This is a genomic window from Halobellus captivus (assembly GCF_007655485.1).
Classification (GTDB): domain Archaea; phylum Halobacteriota; class Halobacteria; order Halobacteriales; family Haloferacaceae; genus Haloquadratum; species Haloquadratum captivum.
Genome location: NZ_VJXQ01000004.1, coordinates 185171 through 203803, shown reverse-complemented (window position 1 = coordinate 203803; position 18633 = coordinate 185171). Strand labels below are relative to the sequence as shown.

Genomic DNA, 18633 nt, shown 5'->3' with positions numbered 1-18633 from the left:
GACGGCGGCGAACACTCCAAAAACACCATCGGCACGATCTGGAAGGGTCCCACCGGTATCCTCGTCCCGCAGAGCCACAAGGGGAAACTCTGGTTCCGCGACTGCGAACTCGGCGGCTTCCCCGACAACGGCCTCTACGCGTCTTGCTCAGATGGTCGCGTCGTCGTGAAGGGCGGCGTCTACAAGAACAGCAACGCGGCCAGTATTCGACTTTCGGGTGATTACAGCTACATCCACGACGCTACCGTCGTCGTCGACGAAAATCGGCCGGAGGACGGTAACCAGCGTGGGATCCGCCTCGACGAGGGAAGCCACTTGTGGGTGTACAACACCGAGATTCGTCTCGAAGAACCCAACGGCCACGCCATCACCGTCATGGGAGATATCCAGAAGGCACGAATTCAAGATTCCGCGATCACTGTCGGTGACGCGGTGAACCACGGAATCGTGGTCAGACCGGGAGCGGGTCCGACCGACATTTACACCACTGAGATCGAGATCCGTGAAGGGGGGCAGGCGATCCTCATTCAACCTGACGGCGGCGTCGTCGACTGTTGGGAGGTGACAGTGACCGGTGATGCCAGCGGCGACGACAGTGGACGCCACGCAATCCGCTGTGGGCGGGACGACTGTCTGTTCCGCCGTCTCGTCGTCAAGCAACCGGGACCGGATTACCGACGCGGGTTGTACATCAGCGGCCGGGATTGCTACGTGTATTCGGGCTACTACGAGACGACACACATTCCGATCGTCAACGACGGGGACGACACACTCATCGAGGACGTCACCGCTCGGTCGCTCGGTGACTACGAGGCTCTCAAACTTCTCGATCACACGAGCGACGTGGACGTGGTGAGCAACAAGCTGTACAACGGGGTCTGGGATAAGGGATCTGAGAACCTCTATATGAAGGGTAACGACTTCCCCGATACCTGATTGGCTCGGCCGATTTGGCGGCGGGTGACAGGTCACACAGCGATTGCGTTTTTACCCTCCGGCGGCACGTTCGGTGGTTCTCGGTCCGATGTTCGATAGCCTTCCAGTAATGCAGCCCTAATGCAGCCCTATTTCTCTACGCGCGTGGGTACCGACCCCGACACTCACTTGTCTGCGCCGTCTATCGACATCGAACGAGATGCGATAGAAATACTATCTGTAAGTAACGCATAAATAATGTCACCACTGGAATACATTTCCTTCGGCTATTCCTGTTTAATAATTACACATACGTTCAAATACCGTGTTCTGAGTCTCTTGTATCTCCTCAATCCGGGTCTAAAATTTTAGCTACATAAGTCAAAATTATTATGATGGTGTAGCGCGGGGATTGTGTTACGGATGAGTACCGCCCTCCGTCTCGCAATAATTTTCACCGCCCTTATCGGTCTCTGTATTTCACCGGTCGCAGCTGTGAGTGATGAACCGGTGATTGTCGATGCCCGCTTCGGGGATGGTACCGCAGGAACATATGATAACACGACGTTCGTCTGGAAATCTGGATCGCACTCCATTTCGGCAAACATCACCAACCAGTCGAATATCAGCGGGTACGCGCTGTGTGCGGAGACGAAGGTCCCCAACGGCACGTCGTTCGAACTCGATTGTTCGCAAATACGTACCAACGACACGCAAACTCTCACGTTTGAGGACTGGCCGACGGACGCCGATGAACAGAACGTGACACTCTCTGTTCAGAAACTGTTCGGCAATGACTCCACCGTGTCGACGAAAACGTACCGAGTAGAGGTACTCCAGCGGGATGCAGATCCCGATAGCGATATGTTGTCGAACGAACGAGAGGCAGAGATCGGGACCGATTTCCTGTCGTCTGACTCCGATTCAGACGGTCTGTCTGACGGCGCCGAAATCAAAACGTACGGAACGGACCCGCTCTCGAACGACACGGATAACGACGGGTTGAGCGATAGCTCGGAACTGTCCGGTCAGACGAACGCCACTATCGCCGACACGGACGGTGACGGCCTGGACGACGGGTCGGAAGTGAACGAGTACGACACGGATCCGACTGATCCCGATACGGACGATGATGGATTACGCGACGGTGTCGAGGTACACGAGTACGACACGGACCCGACCGATCCCGACACGGACGGCGATGGGTTGAGTGACAGCACAGAAGTCGATTTGGGAACGTGGCCGACATCCGTCCTCGACATCGGTGGCATTGTGTTCGGAGTATTCTTAGTCACGGGGATGACCGCCCTCAAGGGAATCGGTCGAGTGGTTGACGCGGACTCTACGGCCGGTTGGGACAATCTGATAGCTGGAACCGGAGACGGTGACCAATCGACTGAAGATCCGGGGCCATCGACTACTGAAATCACTCGGGGGGGAACCGGGGAGTCAGCCCCTGCTATGAGTATGCAACCCCCCGAGATCGAAACTGACGAGGACCGGGTACTAACCCTCTTGCGGGAAGCGGATGGAACGCTTCCACAAAAGCAAATCGCGGAACAAACGGACTGGTCCTCTTCCAAAGTGAGCCGTCTCCTCACGCGAATGGACGAGGAGGGAGAAATCAAAAAGATCACTATCGGCCGAGAAAACGTCATCCAGATCGCTGACGAGGAGTCGGCTGCTGATGATTCGGAGCGGGCACAACGGTAGCCACCAACGACCCGTCCGTGAGATAGCCAGCAAAGACCGAACCCTATCGCTGGGCCCGCGGCGAACGTGAAGCCGTTTCGACCGGGTGAAAAATTTGGGGTGGCTCTGCGTCGTGAAAGGAGTGCTGCAACCGGCGAGATAGCAGGCGCCATGACCGCTTGGTGGGGGAGTACGGCACAGTGGGCGCCACGTTGACCTAACGGGGCATACGTATTCATTATATCTCTACTAAACTGTCCCAGAACGTTTCTCGAACCGCTTTCAGCCCGAAAGCAACGGGAAGATCAACGGGTAATATGGGGTTTCCACGCTGAGAAACAGTCGATGCAGGAATTAACGGCTTTCCAGCGTGACCTTCTTTTTGTCCTCAGTAGCCTCGAACCGACAGATGGGACACAACTGAAACGAGAACTCGAGCGGGCCAAGTACTCGTCTGTTCTCTCGGGACGGCTCTATCACAACCTCGATATTCTCGTCGAGAAATCGCTCATCCGCAAGAACACGGGCGCCGGACGCGCGAACGAATATCGGCTCACCCGACCCGGATCCGCAGTCATTCGAGATCATCACGAGTGGCAGGACCAGTACCTCAATGACGCTGTCAACGAGGAGATGGTACCACAATGACTCGCAGCCGATCGAAACCAATGCCGTCGAGACCCGAACTATTCCGTTTATGCCCGTAGTGTACACTTAGTGAGCATATAATAAGAACGATCACTGGCGTCAGTGGGTGTACGTAGAGACGTTCCACCCAAAGCTATGACCGAGGATCCGAACAAACCGACCGCGATCTACCTATACGAGGGACAGCTCTCAGAGGACGCTATCTTCGACGTTCTCAGTAATGAGCGACGGCGCGAGTGCATCTCGTTCCTGGTTCGACAGCCCGTCGACCGTGAGGTGTCTGTTCGGCAGATTGCAGATACGGTGGCGGCTGCGATAACCGACGATGGCCCGCCCTCTCAGAGTCTCAATCAGAGCGTCTACGTCTCCTTCGTTCAAACTCATCTCCCGCTGCTCGCCGATCACGACATCGTCGACTACGAGGATTCAGAGCGATCTGTTTCGTCGGGACCGAACCTCCGCGTCGTCGCTGCGTTTCTCACAGTCCCGGAATCAGTATGACCGTGAATCGATGCCTTTCCCGGCAACGAACGGTGGCCTCTTGCGCGGTGGATGCCGATGCGTGACCGAAGCGTACTCACACCCGGGCTTCCGACACGGAACGACCTCTTCTGGGTTAGTCTCAGTCTCAGCGTGGGTCTGCTCGTTGCCTTCGTATACCTAATCACACACCCGTATCCGGCGTATGGCGCGGGGCTCTATCTCGAAATATCAGAGCAGATCCTCGCCCACGGGTATGGGTTCCCGGAGACGATTTCACACTACACGAGTCGGGGCGTTCCATTCGCGTATCCACCGCTGATGTTCTACGTGAACGCCTTCATCCTCGACTCCGTCCCCGTCGATCCGATTGCGCTGAGTCGCTATCTACCGGTTCTACTGACAGTCCTCTATCTGATTCCGTACTATTTCCTCGCCAGAGAACTGCTCGAGGAGGCGGCCGCGGCTGGACTCGCGACGATCATTCTCGCGATGGCGTCACCAACGCTCCAGTGGCACCTTTCGGCGGGTGGGCTGGTTCGAGCGATGGCATTCCTCCTTGTGCTCACAGGGTCTTACACCGGCCTCAGACTGTTCCGTTCCGGGAACCGGCAGTGGCTAATCCCGTCGACTCTCCTGTTTGGGGCGACCGTGCTCACGCATCCGATCTACACGGTCTTTTTCGGACTAACCTACGTGCTCTTTTACCTCGCCTTTGATCATTCCCTCGGCGGACTGGTTTCTGGCAGCATCGTCGCGGTCGGCGGAATCGTACTGGTCTCACCGTGGTGGTACAGCGTCGCCCGACGGCACGGCGTTGACGTGTTCTTCGCCGCTGCCGGAACGCACTCCGGACTGTTCGGTGGATTGGATCGACTCTTCGATCAGTTCGTCTATCCGCTCGTCACGGGCTATCCAACTTCAATCTTCTTCCTGCTCTCGTTCGCAGGCACCTTCTACTTCCTCGGACGACAACGGCTGCTGTTGCCCACGTGGCTCGTTACGGGAGCGTTCGTTCTCGGTAAAGCCCGGTTTCAGTTCGTCGCCGGTTCGATGATGGCTGGCTCGTTTCTGGTCGCCGTCGCACGGAACACCCTCCGAGACCCCTCGGCAAGGGCGTGGAAACCAACGCTGCACCGCGCTCTCGCCGTCGTATTCGTCTTCGTTATCGTGGTCAGTTTGGTCTCTAGCGCCGCGACCCTCACTTCGACAGACCCGACGAATCGGTGGCAGCCACAGTTCATCGACCGTTCGGACGAAACCGCAATGACCTGGGTTTCACAGAATACAGCCCAGTCAGCAGACTTCGTAGTTCTGGGCGACGCTGCGGAGTGGTTTCCCCTCTTGGCGGATCGAACAATTCTCATTGGCCCCTGGGGAATCGAGTGGGAGGGGCCGACCCGTTATAATTCACAGTTATCGCAGTATCGTACTCTATCGACCTGCTCTTCGGAGCAGTGTATCACGCGGGGCTTACGAGATGCCGACGTCCGGCCGAATTACCTCTACGTGCCGAAGGAGTCCTACACCGTCCGAGGGGAAAGCCAGAATGGGACGGTCCCTCTCAGACAAACGTTGAACCGTTCGAACCGCTATCAGGTGGCGTACGAGAACCAGGGCGTCACAATCTATCGGGTCAATCTCACCGCCCGTCGCGACGAACCTGCTCCCGATAGCCTCACTGGAACACTGCCGAGATAATCGAGATAATAACGAACGCGACAAGCAGTACCGAAGATACGGTCGCCGTCGAGAGAGTGGCTAACGGCCCCAACTCGAGCGAGGTCGTTATGAGACTCCCGACAGAGATGATCGCGAGGAGTAAAAAGACCCGTTCGACTTCAACGGCGCTCGCCCCGCGGATATCCGGTTGTCCGCGTCCCTTCGGTTTGACTTTCCTGTCCCGGGCGGTGTACTGTGACTCACTGGCCGTATGGCGGATGACGACACCTCGGTCCGTATCGAAAGTGATCAGACCCGCCTGATCGAGTGCTGGCAGATCTTCGTCGTGAAGCTGTCGGTGGAGATCTTCCCACGTCCGGGCTTTTCCGGGTTGGTCCGGACGCCGCTCCGGTTCGTCTCGGAGTCCATCGACTATCTGGTCGACAGTTACCCGCTCGTCCATTTCTTCAAGCAGGTGGAGAATCCGCATCCGGTGTTTCGATGTCTCACCCGGATCACCGAGACTTCCACTCATCTATCCGCTTTCGATGGAGTTGGTTGCCCTATACGCGTCGACATCCGTCTCTCGGTGTACGCAATCGCTGTAGTCGCGTTCATAATAGTGATCGACTGAATTCCGAGCCTAATAACTTGTGTGGTGTCGGAGGACTTCGCCCCCTCGACAACGAACCACCCTCACACGCTAGGAGCCTTGTCGCCGCCCAACCGAGGCGACATTACGCTTGATACCGTGATAGACCGTGAACGCGAGGCCGGGACATTGACGGAACGTTGGCCGTCGTCCCTCGAGTAGATAGCGACCACCGCTGAGTAGGTTCCCCTCGCGAATGTGTGCCTTACCCAACATATACCGGTGGGCACCGACGATGTCGCATCCGTCCGACTGCAGCTCTTTGACCGTCTCCGAGAAGGCTTGGAGGTAGTGGCGATCTGCCGCCTCGAGTTCTGCGGCCGAGGGGTTCCCGGATTCGTAGCGACGCACCAGTGGCGCATTCACGTAGGCAAGCTTGCCCTGCTGAAGAACGCGGATGAGGAACTCGGAATCTTGGAACCGATCGAACGACTCGTCAAAGCCGTCGATGGCTCGCACCACATCCGCTTCGACAAGGAGAGTGGACCCTGCACTCGTGTGCAGATCATCGGATAGCACCTCGCGGACGAGTTCCTCTCCGCCCTCGGCCCCTTCAGTATCACGCCGCCGCGAGAAGTAGCTGGTCGCGAGTCGTTTGATCAAGCCGGGAGGGGTTTCGGGGATCATCTCGACACCGCAGTAGGCCGCAACCCAGTTCTCTCCCTTGCGTTCGAGCGTTTGTACCTGTCGCTCCAATTTCCGTGGGAGCCACTCGTCGTCGGAATCGACGAACGCGATGTAGTCACCGCTCGCTTCCTTGATCCCGGTGTTTCTCGCGGCGCTTCCCCCGCGGTTCGTCTCGTGGCTGAGGAGCGTGACACGCTGATCGTCGTACGACTGAACAACGTCGATGGTTTCGTCCGCCGAGGCATCATCGACGACGATCGCCTCGATATCTTCGAGGGACTGCTCGAGCACGCTATCTAGCGTCCGCTGTACCGCATCGGCTCGGTTGTACGTGGGAATGACGACGCTGACGGTTGGCATTGGGATACAATCCTCGACGAGACGGACGGCCATTATTATCTGCCGTCTAATCACCCGTGCGGGCGATTCACTGTCCTCTCCACAGCAGCCCCGACCGTCTGCTGTCAGCGCGGCGGGGTCGAGGTCAGCTACTCCGGACCGAGTGGATGAGGGCGTCTGTCGGCATCGTGAAGCGGCTTCTCGAGAGAGAATATCTCCAAGAAGCCACTTATACGAGAGCTAAGCCGATCTACCCTCCTGATAATAATATCTCTCTTGCCCGTGGCCTCATTCGGTGGATATGAATCTACGAACGCGCGCGCTCCCGCTGGCGCTCGTCGCACTCCTCGTTGTCACTGCCGGTTGTTCGGGGCTCGTTTCCGACAATTCGACGGCTACGGACGTCCAATCGGACGAGAACACGTCGTCCCCGGCGACTACGGGGACGACTTCTCCCGCTGTGACTGAAACACACCAAGAACCGACCGAAGAACGCACCGGAGGCGACCGCGAAACGGACGGGGACGACGCTGCCACGACCGGACTGATGGCGGTCGTCGTCGATGGGGACCGGCTGAACCTCTCTGAGACTGTCGAGGGCTCTGTCGCGTTCCGGGCGGACGATGACGAACCGGACACGTGGCACGCGGACGATTCAGTGACGCTCGCTGGCGCTCTCGAATCGGCTGGCTTGGATGCCGACTCCGACTCGCTGTCGTACGGCGGGACCACCTACTCCGAGTCGACGGACGGGACCCAACTCGTCTACCGAGTCAACGGCGAATCCGTGAATCCTGTCGAGTACGAACTGGCGGACGGCGATGAGGTATGGGTGCTCGTACTCACCGAAGAGACGGACGCGTCGGTACCTGGGGAGTATATCCCACCTGATCGCCTCCACGTCCACGGTTCGGTCGAATTCAAGGTGAACGGAGAATCTCTCGATTTCAGCCGAGACAAGTGGCAGGCAGCGGGGCACAATAGTCACTTCCACTTCGAGGGTGGTCACGCCGAACCGTGGCACGCTCATTCGTGGAGTGTGACGCCCGCCTACGCCTTCTCGACGCTTGAAGACATCGACGTGAACCGAAACAGTATCACCTATAACGGAACGACCTACTCCGACGAGGACGCTGGCACGACTGTCTTGGTAACCGTGAACGGTGAACCGGTTGACCCGACGGGATATTATCTCAAGGATGGCGATGCGGTTCGCATCGTGATTGAAACCGAGGAGGGGGCATAGCCGTCGGAAGGAACCGACGACAAGCGTCGGCTGCTGACATTTTTGCTCACCCTCAACTAAATCATATTTTTCTTATATTTAAGAAATACAGTCCATTTAGTGATCTTAATTTACAGCTACCTCTATTGATCGTATCATAATATTCAGGGAATATCGGGGCTATATTATGTGTATCCCCGTAATGTGTCAAACCTAATCTAGGTATTATATAATTTATTATATACTATATACTTATATAAATGCGGAACAGATCGGATACGATTGACTTGTCGATCTCGTCGTCTCCGGTCACACATCCGATTTCAACGGGGATGCCCGACTCTGCAATGGAACAGTCAGTGAATATCTCTGTGACGATCGTTTGGTCGCAGATCTACGGGTAACCACTGTCGCCAACTCATCCATTTGAAATGATGGCGAATCGATACGCTGAAAATTATCGGTGCGGAACGCTTGGGACGTGCCGAGTGATCCCCGTGAGAACCGCGGATTTCACATAAGCCGTCGGCGAGCCGTGGCACTCGGCAGCGCGGCTACCGCGACACTGTTGTCGGTCCGGGAACTCCCTGATCTCGCGCTCTTCGACGACGACGGCGGATCACTCGACGACGCGGATTCGATCGACCGGGTCCACGCTGCAGACATCACGGGACGACAGGTCCACGTGGCCGTCTTGGACCCGACCGGATTCGACCCGACCCACGCCGCTGTCGAGGGGTCTATCGAGGAGATTCGGCAGTTCGGATCCGAACGCGCCGTCGCCGACGGCACGACTCACGGGACGGCTGCGGCCGCCTCCGTCGCCCGTCTCGCTCCGTCCGCCCGGCTCTCGCTCGCATCCTTCCGACGACTCGGAGAGTTCGTCGAGGCGATAGAGTGGGCGCGGGCGCTCGGTACCGACGTCATCGTCGCGCCGGTCGCCGCCCACGGAACAACGGCGACACGTCGATCCGCCGTCTTTCGCGCCGCTCGTCGAGCGATCGAGGACGGCTGCGTCTTCGTCGCTCCCACCGGAAACGCAGCTCTCGGCCACTGGCACGGACCGTACGCGGCCCTCGCGGGTGATAGACCGGGTAGTCGACGGCGACTCCGAATCGGGCCGCGCGTCGATTCAGCGGCCGGGCACGGGTCACGGACCTCGGACAGCGTCGATTCGGCATCGATCCGTGGGCGGTTCGTGGCGTGGCTCACCGCCGATCCACCGACCGAAGTCGATCTCACGCTCGCGCTCCTCCGCGCGGTCGACGACGGCGAGCGGTGGAACCTCGTGTCCGTCTCCGATTCGACGGGGCTACGGAGCGGCCAGCGCCTCGTCGCGGACCTCTCCGCTGGCGAATACGCGCTCGTCGTTCGACCGGCCGAACCCGGCGCGGAAACGGGGTCGACGGACGCCAGTGCTGACCGGGATCGGACGGTACGCGTCGAAGTGACCACGCCCACCCATCTGCTCGCCTCACCCCGCCCCGCCGGAAGTATCGCCGCTCCCGCGAGCGTCCCCGGCGTCATCGCGGTCGGTGTGACGAGCGATGCGTCGGTGCCCGCCAATCGGACCCCAGGATCGGATACCGGCGCGAGCGAGCGCCATACTGCGTTCTCATCCGCATCCGGCGTCTCCCCCCATAGCGGGCGCGGGCCGACCGTACGGGGAGCTGTGGGCGTCGACGTCGTGGCCCCCCCGTCGCCGTGGATCGCGGCGGGATCACCCGGAACGTCGGCCGCGGCCGCGCGCACCGCTGGGGCTGTCGCGCTCGTCCTCGACGCCGCTCCCGACTTGAACCCCTCCGATGTCGCAGGTATCCTCCGAGCCTCCGCGGGTGACGTCGGCCCGCCGGGACGCGATCTGGCGGCCGGATCCGGGCGGCTCGACGTCGTCGCTGCCGTCCAGCGCGCCCGGTCACGCTGATCTGGGACGCGCTCTGTTCAACCCACGCTGATCTGCGTTCCGATCAGTGCGGCCCACCTTCTCGCTATGGCGCTTGAACCCTCAAATACGCGCTTAAGCTACACCCACGTTGATAATCCCCGTCCACCAACAGCCACGATACGGATGTCTTCACCGATCGCACGGCTCGGGAACTGGACGCGACCACCGGACGCCGATCCGGCGGTCTTCGACGTCGTCGCCGACGACGCGGGCGAACTCGTGGACGCGTTGGGCTCTGAGACCGCCCGACAGCTCCTGCACGCGCTCCACGAAGACCCCGCTCCGCCGTCCGAACTGGCCCGCGAACTCGACACCTCGGTGCAGAACGTGCACTATCACCTCTCGAAGCTCCGTACGGCTGGCGTCGTCGAATCGGTCGGGACGCGGCTCTCCGAGAAGGGCAACGAGATGACCGTGTACGCCCCGGCGGCCGATCCGATCGTTCTCGTCGGATCCTCGTCGGCGTCCCAGCGCGAAACGCTCAGGCGCTCGCTCGCGGACTGGGTGACGGGCGTGGCCGTCCTCGCCTTGGTGAGTGTGGCCGTACAAGCGACGGCGGAACGGCTCCTCGGAGGAGCCGCACAATCGCTCTTCGAGCCCGCCAGCCTCGGCGTCGCGGACGGAAACACCTTTCTCCGCGGCGTCCTGCTCCTCGCTGAGCCGGGCGCGCTGTTCTTCCTCGGGGGCATCGCGGTGTTCGTCGCCGTCGGCCTCACACGCGCTTGATCTCGATCTCTCGGCAGTGAGCGGTCCTTGACGACATCTCTCGGCTGCTCCCCCCTGCTCAATGATACTCGGGTCCCGACGGGGGATGTAAACATTTCTGGTTGAGATACGCTTAATAGGAAACCACTTTACATTGACCTATGAACGCTGGTCCCCGGCGGCTCGGCCGACGGGCCTACATCGGTGGCCTCGTCACCTGTCTCGGCGGACTCAGCGGCTGTGCTGGCGTTGTCGGATCCGCCGGGGGACGATCCGATCCCGTCTCGATCCTCGCGGCGGGGAGTTTGACCAACGCGTTCGAACACGGCCTCCGACCGAGCCTCACGACCCCGGTTCAGGTCGAAACCCACGGTTCCGCTCGGATCGCTCGGATGGTCGCCGACGGACAGAAAGACCCCGATATTCTCGCCGTCGCCGACGCGGCGCTCTTCGACGGTCCGGTACAGCCGTCGTGGTTCGCCGAGTTCGCGACGAACTCGCTCGTCGTCGCGTACAACCCCGACAGCGAGGGCGGACGGCGAATTGCGGACGCCGGTGCGGGCGGGTGGTTCCGACCGATGGTCGACGGTCTCGTCTCGCTCGGACGGACTGACCCGGATCTCGACCCGCTCGGCTACCGGACGCTGTTCCTCCTCGAACTCGCGAGCGACTATTACGAGACGGACGTCGACCTCCGCGAAGCGATTCCGAGCCGCGAGCAGCGCTACCCCGAGACGCAACTGGTCAGCCAGTTCGAGACCGGGGGCATCGACGCCGCGTTCACCTATCGAAATATGGCCGTCGAACGCGACTACGAATTCGTTTCGCTCCCGTCGGCGATCGATCTGAGCGACCCGACTCGCTCCGACGAGTACGCGAGCGCGAGGTATACGCTTCCGAGCGGCAAAGTCGTCACCGGGAGTCCGATCAGCTACGCCTCGGTGATTCGGAACCGAGACGAGACGATAACGGACGTTTTCACCGAACAGATCGCCGGGGAATACCTCCGCGAGTTCGGCTTCTCCGTTCCCGACACCTATCCGCAATTCACCGGCAATGTTCCCGACACGATCATCGACTGAGTCGGTCTCCGACCGATTCGATTGGCTCTCGGTCACGCTTCTCTTGGGCGGCGTCCTGCTCTGTTACTACGTCGTCCCGCTTGCTTCCCTCCTTTTCGCCCGGTCACCGCATGCGATTGCCGGTCAGTTAGCTGACCCGGCGGTCGCCTCCGCGGCGACGACATCGCTCGTGACCGCGACCGCGAGCGCCGCTGTCGCGACGATATTCGGGCTTCCGCTCGCCTATTGGCTCGCGTCGGCCGACGGTCGGACCGAAACGCTCGTCACGGCGGTCGTCGTGTTGCCGCTGGTTCTCCCGCCGATCGTCAGCGGGATGGTGCTGCTCACGCTCGTCGGACCGGAGACCTTCCTCGGCGAAATCGCCGCGGCGAACGGCGTCGCTCTGACGCGCTCTCTCGTCGGCGTCGTGTTGGCGCAGACGTTCGTCGCGTCGCCGTTCGTGGTCGTCACCGCGAAGGCGGCCTTCGAGGGCGTCGACTCGAACCTGCAGTACGCGTCGCGATCGCTCGGGAAAGACCGGCTGACCACGCTCAGGCGTATTACGCTCCCGCTCGCGTGGCCGGGAATCCTCGCGGGGATCACGCTGGCGTTCGCCCGCTCGATCGGCGAGTTCGGCGCGACCGTGATGCTCGCGTACTACCCACGGACGATGCCCGTGCAGATCTGGGTGTCGTTCTCGACGCGAGGGCTCGAAAACGCGTTCCCGATCGCCGTTATCCTCGTCGGAATCGCCGTCGCTGCGCTCGTGATTCTCACGACTCTCGGGAGGAACCCGCTCGCTTCATGATGGTGACGATCACCGATCTCTCCGTGCGACGGGGCGACTTCTCGTTCGGTCCGCTCGACCTGTCGATCTCGAACGAGGTGTTCTGCGTGCTCGGCCCCTCCGGAAGCGGGAAGTCGACACTCCTGTCGATTCTCGCGGGAATCGTCGAACCGGACCGCGGCGAGATACTGATCGGCGGCGAATCGGTACGCGGTCGGCCCCCGGAGACGCGCTCGACGGGCCTCGTGTTTCAGGACGGGGCGCTCTTCCCGCATCTGACCGCGCGCGAGAACGTCGAGTACGCCGCGGAAGATCCCGACTACGTTCGGAAGCTGACGCGGCTGCTGGCCGTCGATGAGGTGCTCGATCGGCGTCCGGCGATGCTGTCGGGCGGCGAACGGCAACGCGTCGCGCTGGCTCGAACTCTCGCCGCCGGTCCGGACGTGTTACTGCTCGACGAACCGCTGTCGAGCCTCGACGAGCCGATCCGCAGACGGCTCCGGGACGATCTGCACCGCCTGTTCGCCACCCTCGACGTCCCCGTGGTGTACGTGACGCACGATCAGCGGACCGCCACTGCGCTCGCCGATCGACTGGGAATCCTCAGGGACGGTCGTCTCGAACAGGTCGACACGCCGACGAGCGTCCTCGAACGTCCGAACTCCCGATTTGTGGCGGAGTTCACGGGCAATGAGAACGTCTTCGAGGTGGGACTGGAGACCGGGCGTTGCGGTCGCGTCGCACGACTCGGCGACGCGCTCCTCCGCGTGACGGCCGAGGGCGACTCCATAGAGCGGCTATTGGCTGGCGTGGATGGTTCTACCGCGACCGTCTGCGCCCATCCCTCGCGGATCACGGTTCTGGAGCGGTCTGACGGGTCGGTGGACGCTGTGAGATCGGTGGATTCTGAGGAGAGCGGACGTGATTTGCGGATGTCTGCGGACGAATCATCCTTCCGGATCCCCGTTACCATCGAACGGTGGCTTCACGAGGGCGACACGTATCGAGTCTTTGTCCAGGTCGATGGCGGTCCCGAGCTAACCGCAACGATGTCTCGGCGCACGTTCGATCGGCTGGAACTCGCCCGCGGAGACGAACGCACCGTGTCGATTCAGACGGAATCGATGCACGTGCTCGACCCGCCTACATCCTCCCGTACATAACGGGTTAACTTATTGTACAGACCTACTATTTAACAACTCAGTTACTTATCTTATTCACTAATTGACCTCTGTATATCTTCACTACTGCCCGTAATTACGTCATCTATCGCTTCTAAAGGCTTCGGTTGCGCTCGGGGAATCGTCTAAACCTTTCATTCTATCTATTTATATTATAATTCATCAGATCGCTGTTCTAAACGCTTCGTACTGCTGTCCTATACGCTTCGTACCGCTGTTCCATACGCTTCGTACGACGGGATATCTGTATCCCTCTCGAACGTTCGTTCCGATCCTCGTAGATCGTTTGCGAGTCCACGCGTGGCCGTTCGACGTGGCATCTCTCCGCGGGAGTTCATCTCAAATTATAAGTTAAGTCATCGCTTCGACGGTAGTATGCACCACACGTCGACGGTCGAAGTGCCGCCCGTCAAAGACCTCTCGCGGATCGCCGCGGAGAACAATCCGGATAAAACCGCGTTCGGAAACGGCCTCAACGGGGAGACGATGACGTGGTCGGAGTTCGACGAACGGAGCAATCAGGCCGCGAACGCGTTCAAAGAGCACGTGGGGCAGGGAGACCGCATCGCGCTTCTCTGTGAGAACTCCCTGGAACACACTGTGCTCTGGAACGGTGGGCTGAAAACCGGCTGTACCGTCTCGAATCTCCACGTTCGCGCGTCGCCGAACACGCTCAAGACCTGCATCGACTCGTTCCGTCCGCGGGCACTCGTCGTCGACGAGGAGACCTCCGAATTCTTCGAGGAGCGCCTCCGCGACAAGATCGACACGGACCTCGACGTGATCGTCAACGTGGGCGAGGCCCAGACCGACTACGAGGAGTCATTCGAGCTGTTTCTCGACGGACGGTCGAAGACCGAACCCGACGTGCGCGTGCGAGAAGAAGACGTTGCAGTCGTGATGTGGACGTCGGGGACGACCGGCGAACCGAAGGGGTGGTGTCACACGAACCGCGGGCTCTACTTCCGCGCGAACGCGCTCGTGAGCGTGTACGAACTCAATCGATCCGCCAGACAACCGCACGTGTTCACGCCGTCGTTCGCCGCGTGGTACTCCGCGACGCTCCCGGCGTTGCTCTCGGGAGCGACGACGTACTTCCTCAGCTCGTGGGACGCGGAGACGTACGTCGAAATGATCGACGAACACGATCTGACGACTGCGCTGCTCGTTCCCACGATGTGGCGGGAAATCCTCAACCTCGACTCTCTCGACGAGTACGATCTGAGCGCGCTCACCTCCATTATGTCCGCGGGTGAAGTACTCAACGCGACGACACTCAAACGGCTTCGTGATGACGTCTGCGACGTCGTGAAGAACTCCTACGCCGCGACCGAGGCGTACGCGACGGTCATGGAGAACGCCGAACTCAACGAGAGCAGAGTTGAGAGCGTCGGCAAACCGGTCCCCGGCGTCCAGATCCGGATCGTCGACGAGGACGGCACCTACCGTGACGTCAAACCGACCGGAGAGGTCGGCGAAATCGCGGTCAAAGCGCCCGACTGTCCGGTCTGGGCCTGGGAGCGGACCGATAAGACCGAAGACGTGTTCGAGGACGGCTGGTGGTACTCCGGTGACCTCGGATACAAAGACGGGGAGGGGTTCATTTACTTGGAGGGGCGGACAGACCTGATGATCCTCTCGAAGGGGATCAAGGTGTACCCCTCCCCTGTCGAGGAACGACTCAACGCCCACCCCGACGTCAACGAGTCAGCTGTCGTCGGCGTCGAAGACGAGGAGTACGGGCAGATGGTGGTCGCGTACGTCTACCCGTCGGACTCCGACCTCACCGCCGACGAACTGGACCAGTGGTGTCTCGAAAGCGACGAACTGGCCCGAATAGAACGTCCCAGAGAGTACCAGTTCGTCGACGAGTCGCTCCCGCGTACCTCGACTGGTAAGCTCGACCGACTGAGCGCGAAGAACGAGTAGGAAAACTTTTATATTAGACACTGGCCGCTCTCTTCTCTGCGTAGTCTGCTGTTGGGTGTTTATAAGGAGCGCACACATTTTACCTAAATCTTAAGTACGATACGTTTGTCCCATAGAATGGACTACTACTATGAGCGAACGATCGTGGTCATTCAGAGACAGTATGGCAGACGCCGCCGAGAAGGCTGGCGGCCCAGTCGAACTAATGCGCGACCTCGGAATCGCGAAGTTCACCAAGGTTCCGGACGAGATCACCAACTGGATCGAGGAGCAGCGCTCGTGGCGCGAGTCGGTCGCCTTCGCCGACCAGTCGTATCACATGACCGATCACTACGTCGAGGGCCCCGACGCGCTCGATCTGTACCGTGATTACGCCGTCAACAACTTCGACAACACCGAGCCCGGCAAGGCGAAACAGCTCGTTGTCGCCAACCCGAACGGGAAGTTCATCGGCGACGCGATCTGGTTCCACCTCGAAGAGGACAAGTTCCTGAGCGTCGGCGGTGCCGCCGCGCACAACTGGCTTCAGTACCAGGCTGAAACCGGTGACTACGACGTCGAGGCCGAAGTGCAGCCCCGTCCCGTCACGATGGACGAGGACCCCACCTACTACCGCTACCAGGTGCAGGGCCCCGACGCCATCGACGTGATGGAGAAGGTCGCCGACGAGCCGCTTCCGGATCTCGGCTTCTTCAACCACACCACGATCTCTATCCAGGGACACGACGTCAACATCCTCCGCCACGGGATGGCCGGAGAGGCCGGATACGAGTTCTGGGGACCGTACGAGGAGGGAGAGGAGATCAAGGAGATCTTCATGGACGCCGGCGAGGAGTACGGCATCCAGCACCTCGGCGCCGAGAGCTACCAGACGCCGAATGCGATCCTCGGTTGGATCCCGATCGTCGTCCCCGCCATCTTCGACGAGGGCATGGAGGACTACCTCGAATGGCTCGACGTCGGCGACGGCCTCCTCTCGATCGGCGGCAGCTTCGAGTCCGACGACATCACGGACTACTACTTCACGCCGACGGAACTCGGCTACGGTCACATCATCAACTTCGATCACGACTTCTGCGGCAGCGAAGCGCTCGAAGCGGAGGCCGGAAACCCCGACCGCGAGAAGGTCACGCTCGTCTGGGACGACGACGACGTCATCGACGTCTTCGCGTCGCTGTTCCGCGAGGGACCGACGAAGAAGTTTATGCGACTCCCGCACCCGCGCGCGTCGGCGTGCCACTACGATCAGGTCCTCAACGACGACCGCGAGCGCGTCGGCTTCTCGACGGACAAGAGTTACATTTACAACCAGCGTGAATTCCTCTCGCTGGGCGTCGTCGACGCAGAGTACGCCGAACCCGGCACCGAAATCACCGTTCTCTGGGGCGAGCCCGAGGACAACACCAACTCGCGCGTCGAGCGACACGAGATGGCGGAGATCACCGCGACCGTCGCGCCCGCTCCGTACACCGAAGACAGCCGGTAAGGCACTCGCAGACTGACCAAGCCATCGAACGAGCCTGAACCCCGGTGCGTATTTTTTTGCGATCTCATTCGTGAGCGACGCGGGTGGTAACTGCAAAGTACCGCAAGCCCGTCGGGACGCGTATGACACGCGTACTGATCGATCAGGACATCACGCCGACCGACCGACTGCTCGAATCCCTTCCCGACGACTGGGAAGCGACCGTCGGCGTCGAGGGCGAGGAGGAAACGCTTCTCGACGTCGTCGCCGAGTACGAGGTCCTCCTCGTCACCTCTCGAATCCCACTCACGCGAACTGTCATCGAAGCCGCGGATCGACTCGAACTGATCGGGAAGCTCGGGACGGGCATCGATTCTGTGGACCTCCAGGCGGCGCGCGATCACGGGGTTACGGTGACTCACACGCCTGGGCACAACGCCCTGTCTGTCGCCGAACACGCGATGACGCTCACTCTCGCATGCGCCCGGCGGCTGCCGACGGCGAGGGAACTCCTCTCGGGGGGCCGCTGGCGCGACGAGTACCCGCTCGGTACGCAACTCTCCGGATCAACGATCGGCGTCATCGGCTTCGGCAACGTCGGCAAACGAGTCGGGAAGCTCTTTTCCGGATTTGACGTTGACCTGCTCGTCGCAGATCCCTACGTCCCGAGCATCGACGCGGAACTCACGGATGCTACCCCGAATTCTCTGGGGGAGGTCCTCGAACGGAGCGATGTCGTGATTCTCGCGCCCGAACTGACCGAGGAGACGCGGGGGCTGATCGGGCGAGACGAGCTGGCTCGAATGAAACCGACGGCAATCCTCGTCAACGTCTCCCGCGGTCCCGTCGTCGACGAGGCAGCGCTCGTCGAGGCGTTGGAGGGGGGCGAAATCGGTGCTGCCGGACTCGACGTGTTCGCCGACGAACCCCTCGATCGGCAGTCGCCGCTACTGGCGTTCGATACCGTGGTGACGACACCGCACATTGCGGCGATGACCGCTACCTGCCGTCACGGCAATATCGATCAGCTCACGGAAAACGTCACCCGGTTGACCGAGGGTGAGCCGGTTCTCGACCGGTATGTGCCCGTTCGAGACGAGTGAACAACTCAAATATATGTAATTGAAATAATAAATCCGATATAACCGGTACATATCGAACTTGACTACTGCTGATCGCTGGTGGTGAATATCCGAATTGCGGGTACTTCTGGCTTAGAATCACATATGTACTCCTGTTATTCTTCCTGGACTCACCCCGATAACTACACTCATCCACTGGGTGTTCACGTGGCGGAATCTGTCCCCAATGGAACGCGAA

At 60.3% G+C, this 18633-nt stretch carries 15 protein-coding genes and 1 pseudogene; 14 read left to right on the top strand and 2 right to left on the bottom strand.

The features are described 5' to 3' along the window. The 5 genes and pseudogenes from FJT57_RS12375 to FJT57_RS12355 all read left to right on the top strand — a co-directional run. A pseudogene (locus FJT57_RS12375) lies at positions 1–936 on the top strand (right-handed parallel beta-helix repeat-containing protein); the annotation flags it as partial. 474 nt (positions 937–1410) lie between these two features. Beyond that, complete coding sequence (locus tag FJT57_RS12370; RefSeq protein ID WP_162524346.1) at positions 1411–2628, top strand: helix-turn-helix transcriptional regulator; 1218 nt, start codon at positions 1411–1413, stop codon at positions 2626–2628. A 324-nt stretch (positions 2629–2952) separates the two neighbouring features. After that, entirely contained in the window at positions 2953–3255 is a 303-nt protein-coding gene (locus FJT57_RS12365) for a helix-turn-helix transcriptional regulator (protein WP_144905668.1), read from the top strand. 135 nt (positions 3256–3390) lie between these two features. Next, entirely contained in the window at positions 3391–3756 is a 366-nt protein-coding gene (locus FJT57_RS12360; protein ID WP_144905666.1) for a DUF7344 domain-containing protein, read from the top strand. Positions 3757–3813: 57 nt separating this feature from the next. Beyond that, positions 3814–5436, top strand: coding sequence for a hypothetical protein (locus FJT57_RS12355; RefSeq protein WP_144905664.1), 1623 nt, complete (start codon positions 3814–3816; stop codon positions 5434–5436). On the opposite strand, the gene FJT57_RS17460 is transcribed toward FJT57_RS12355, so the two are convergent. Continuing rightward, positions 5414–5860 (bottom strand): hypothetical protein, encoded by a 447-nt coding sequence (locus tag FJT57_RS17460; protein WP_449405210.1) that lies wholly within the window; start codon positions 5858–5860, stop codon positions 5414–5416. The genes FJT57_RS12355 and FJT57_RS17460 overlap by 23 nt on opposite strands. A 240-nt stretch (positions 5861–6100) precedes the next feature. After that, on the bottom strand, positions 6101–7036 hold the full coding sequence (locus FJT57_RS12345; protein WP_144905660.1) for a glycosyltransferase family 2 protein: 936 nt from the start codon (positions 7034–7036) through the stop codon (positions 6101–6103). 280 nt (positions 7037–7316) lie between these two features. Between FJT57_RS12345 and FJT57_RS12340 the strand changes: the two genes are divergently transcribed. The 9 genes from FJT57_RS12340 (at position 7317) to FJT57_RS12300 (ending at position 18416) form a co-directional block, all read left to right on the top strand. Then, complete coding sequence (locus tag FJT57_RS12340) at positions 7317–8261, top strand: hypothetical protein (RefSeq protein WP_144905658.1); 945 nt, start codon at positions 7317–7319, stop codon at positions 8259–8261. A gap of 514 nt (positions 8262–8775) precedes the next feature. After that, the gene (locus FJT57_RS12335; RefSeq protein WP_162524345.1) at positions 8776–10164 is read left to right on the top strand and encodes a S8 family serine peptidase; all 1389 of its coding nucleotides are present in this window, start codon (positions 8776–8778) and stop codon (positions 10162–10164) included. A 144-nt stretch (positions 10165–10308) separates the two neighbouring features. Next, positions 10309–10911 (top strand): ArsR/SmtB family transcription factor, encoded by a 603-nt coding sequence (locus FJT57_RS12330; protein WP_162524344.1) that lies wholly within the window; start codon positions 10309–10311, stop codon positions 10909–10911. Positions 10912–11051: 140 nt separating this feature from the next. Then, positions 11052–11972 (top strand): extracellular solute-binding protein, encoded by a 921-nt coding sequence (locus tag FJT57_RS12325; protein WP_144905652.1) that lies wholly within the window; start codon positions 11052–11054, stop codon positions 11970–11972. Then, positions 11947–12759: an ABC transporter permease gene (locus FJT57_RS12320; RefSeq protein WP_144905650.1), complete on the top strand. Its 813-nt coding sequence runs from the start codon at positions 11947–11949 to the stop codon at positions 12757–12759. Before FJT57_RS12325 ends, FJT57_RS12320 begins: the two co-directional genes overlap by 26 nt. Beyond that, positions 12756–13901: an ABC transporter ATP-binding protein gene (locus FJT57_RS12315; RefSeq protein ID WP_144905648.1), complete on the top strand. Its 1146-nt coding sequence runs from the start codon at positions 12756–12758 to the stop codon at positions 13899–13901. Before FJT57_RS12320 ends, FJT57_RS12315 begins: the two co-directional genes overlap by 4 nt. 393 nt (positions 13902–14294) lie before the next feature. Next, the gene (locus tag FJT57_RS12310) at positions 14295–15848 is read left to right on the top strand and encodes a class I adenylate-forming enzyme family protein (protein ID WP_144905646.1); all 1554 of its coding nucleotides are present in this window, start codon (positions 14295–14297) and stop codon (positions 15846–15848) included. A 163-nt stretch (positions 15849–16011) separates the two neighbouring features. Beyond that, positions 16012–17334 carry an aminomethyltransferase family protein gene (locus FJT57_RS12305; RefSeq protein WP_144905827.1) on the top strand — a complete coding sequence of 441 codons (1323 nt, stop codon included), beginning with the start codon at positions 16012–16014 and terminating at the stop codon, positions 17332–17334. Positions 17335–17456: 122 nt separating this feature from the next. After that, positions 17457–18416 (top strand): NAD(P)-dependent oxidoreductase, encoded by a 960-nt coding sequence (locus FJT57_RS12300; protein ID WP_144905645.1) that lies wholly within the window; start codon positions 17457–17459, stop codon positions 18414–18416. The last annotated feature ends 217 nt before the right edge of the window (positions 18417–18633 follow it).

Bases quoted from the DNA above. Each gene is read 5' to 3' on its own strand.
- FJT57_RS12305 (WP_144905827.1), top strand. From the start codon at position 16,012: ATGGCAGACGCCGCCGAGAAGGCTGGCGGCCCAGTCGAACTAATGCGC.
- FJT57_RS12315 (WP_144905648.1), top strand. From the start codon at position 12,756: ATGATGGTGACGATCACCGATCTCTCCGTGCGACGGGGCGACTTCTCG.
- FJT57_RS12340 (WP_144905658.1), top strand. From the start codon at position 7,317: ATGAATCTACGAACGCGCGCGCTCCCGCTGGCGCTCGTCGCACTCCTC.
- FJT57_RS12320 (WP_144905650.1), top strand. From the start codon at position 11,947: ATGTTCCCGACACGATCATCGACTGAGTCGGTCTCCGACCGATTCGAT.
- FJT57_RS12365 (WP_144905668.1), top strand. From the start codon at position 2,953: ATGCAGGAATTAACGGCTTTCCAGCGTGACCTTCTTTTTGTCCTCAGT.
- FJT57_RS12325 (WP_144905652.1), top strand. From the start codon at position 11,052: ATGAACGCTGGTCCCCGGCGGCTCGGCCGACGGGCCTACATCGGTGGC.
- FJT57_RS17460 (WP_449405210.1), bottom strand. From the start codon at position 5,860: ATGGACGAGCGGGTAACTGTCGACCAGATAGTCGATGGACTCCGAGAC.
- FJT57_RS12345 (WP_144905660.1), bottom strand. From the start codon at position 7,036: ATGCCAACCGTCAGCGTCGTCATTCCCACGTACAACCGAGCCGATGCG.
- FJT57_RS12300 (WP_144905645.1), top strand. From the start codon at position 17,457: ATGACACGCGTACTGATCGATCAGGACATCACGCCGACCGACCGACTG.
- FJT57_RS12355 (WP_144905664.1), top strand. From the start codon at position 3,814: ATGCGTGACCGAAGCGTACTCACACCCGGGCTTCCGACACGGAACGAC.
- FJT57_RS12360 (WP_144905666.1), top strand. From the start codon at position 3,391: ATGACCGAGGATCCGAACAAACCGACCGCGATCTACCTATACGAGGGA.
- FJT57_RS12330 (WP_162524344.1), top strand. From the start codon at position 10,309: ATGTCTTCACCGATCGCACGGCTCGGGAACTGGACGCGACCACCGGAC.
- FJT57_RS12310 (WP_144905646.1), top strand. From the start codon at position 14,295: ATGCACCACACGTCGACGGTCGAAGTGCCGCCCGTCAAAGACCTCTCG.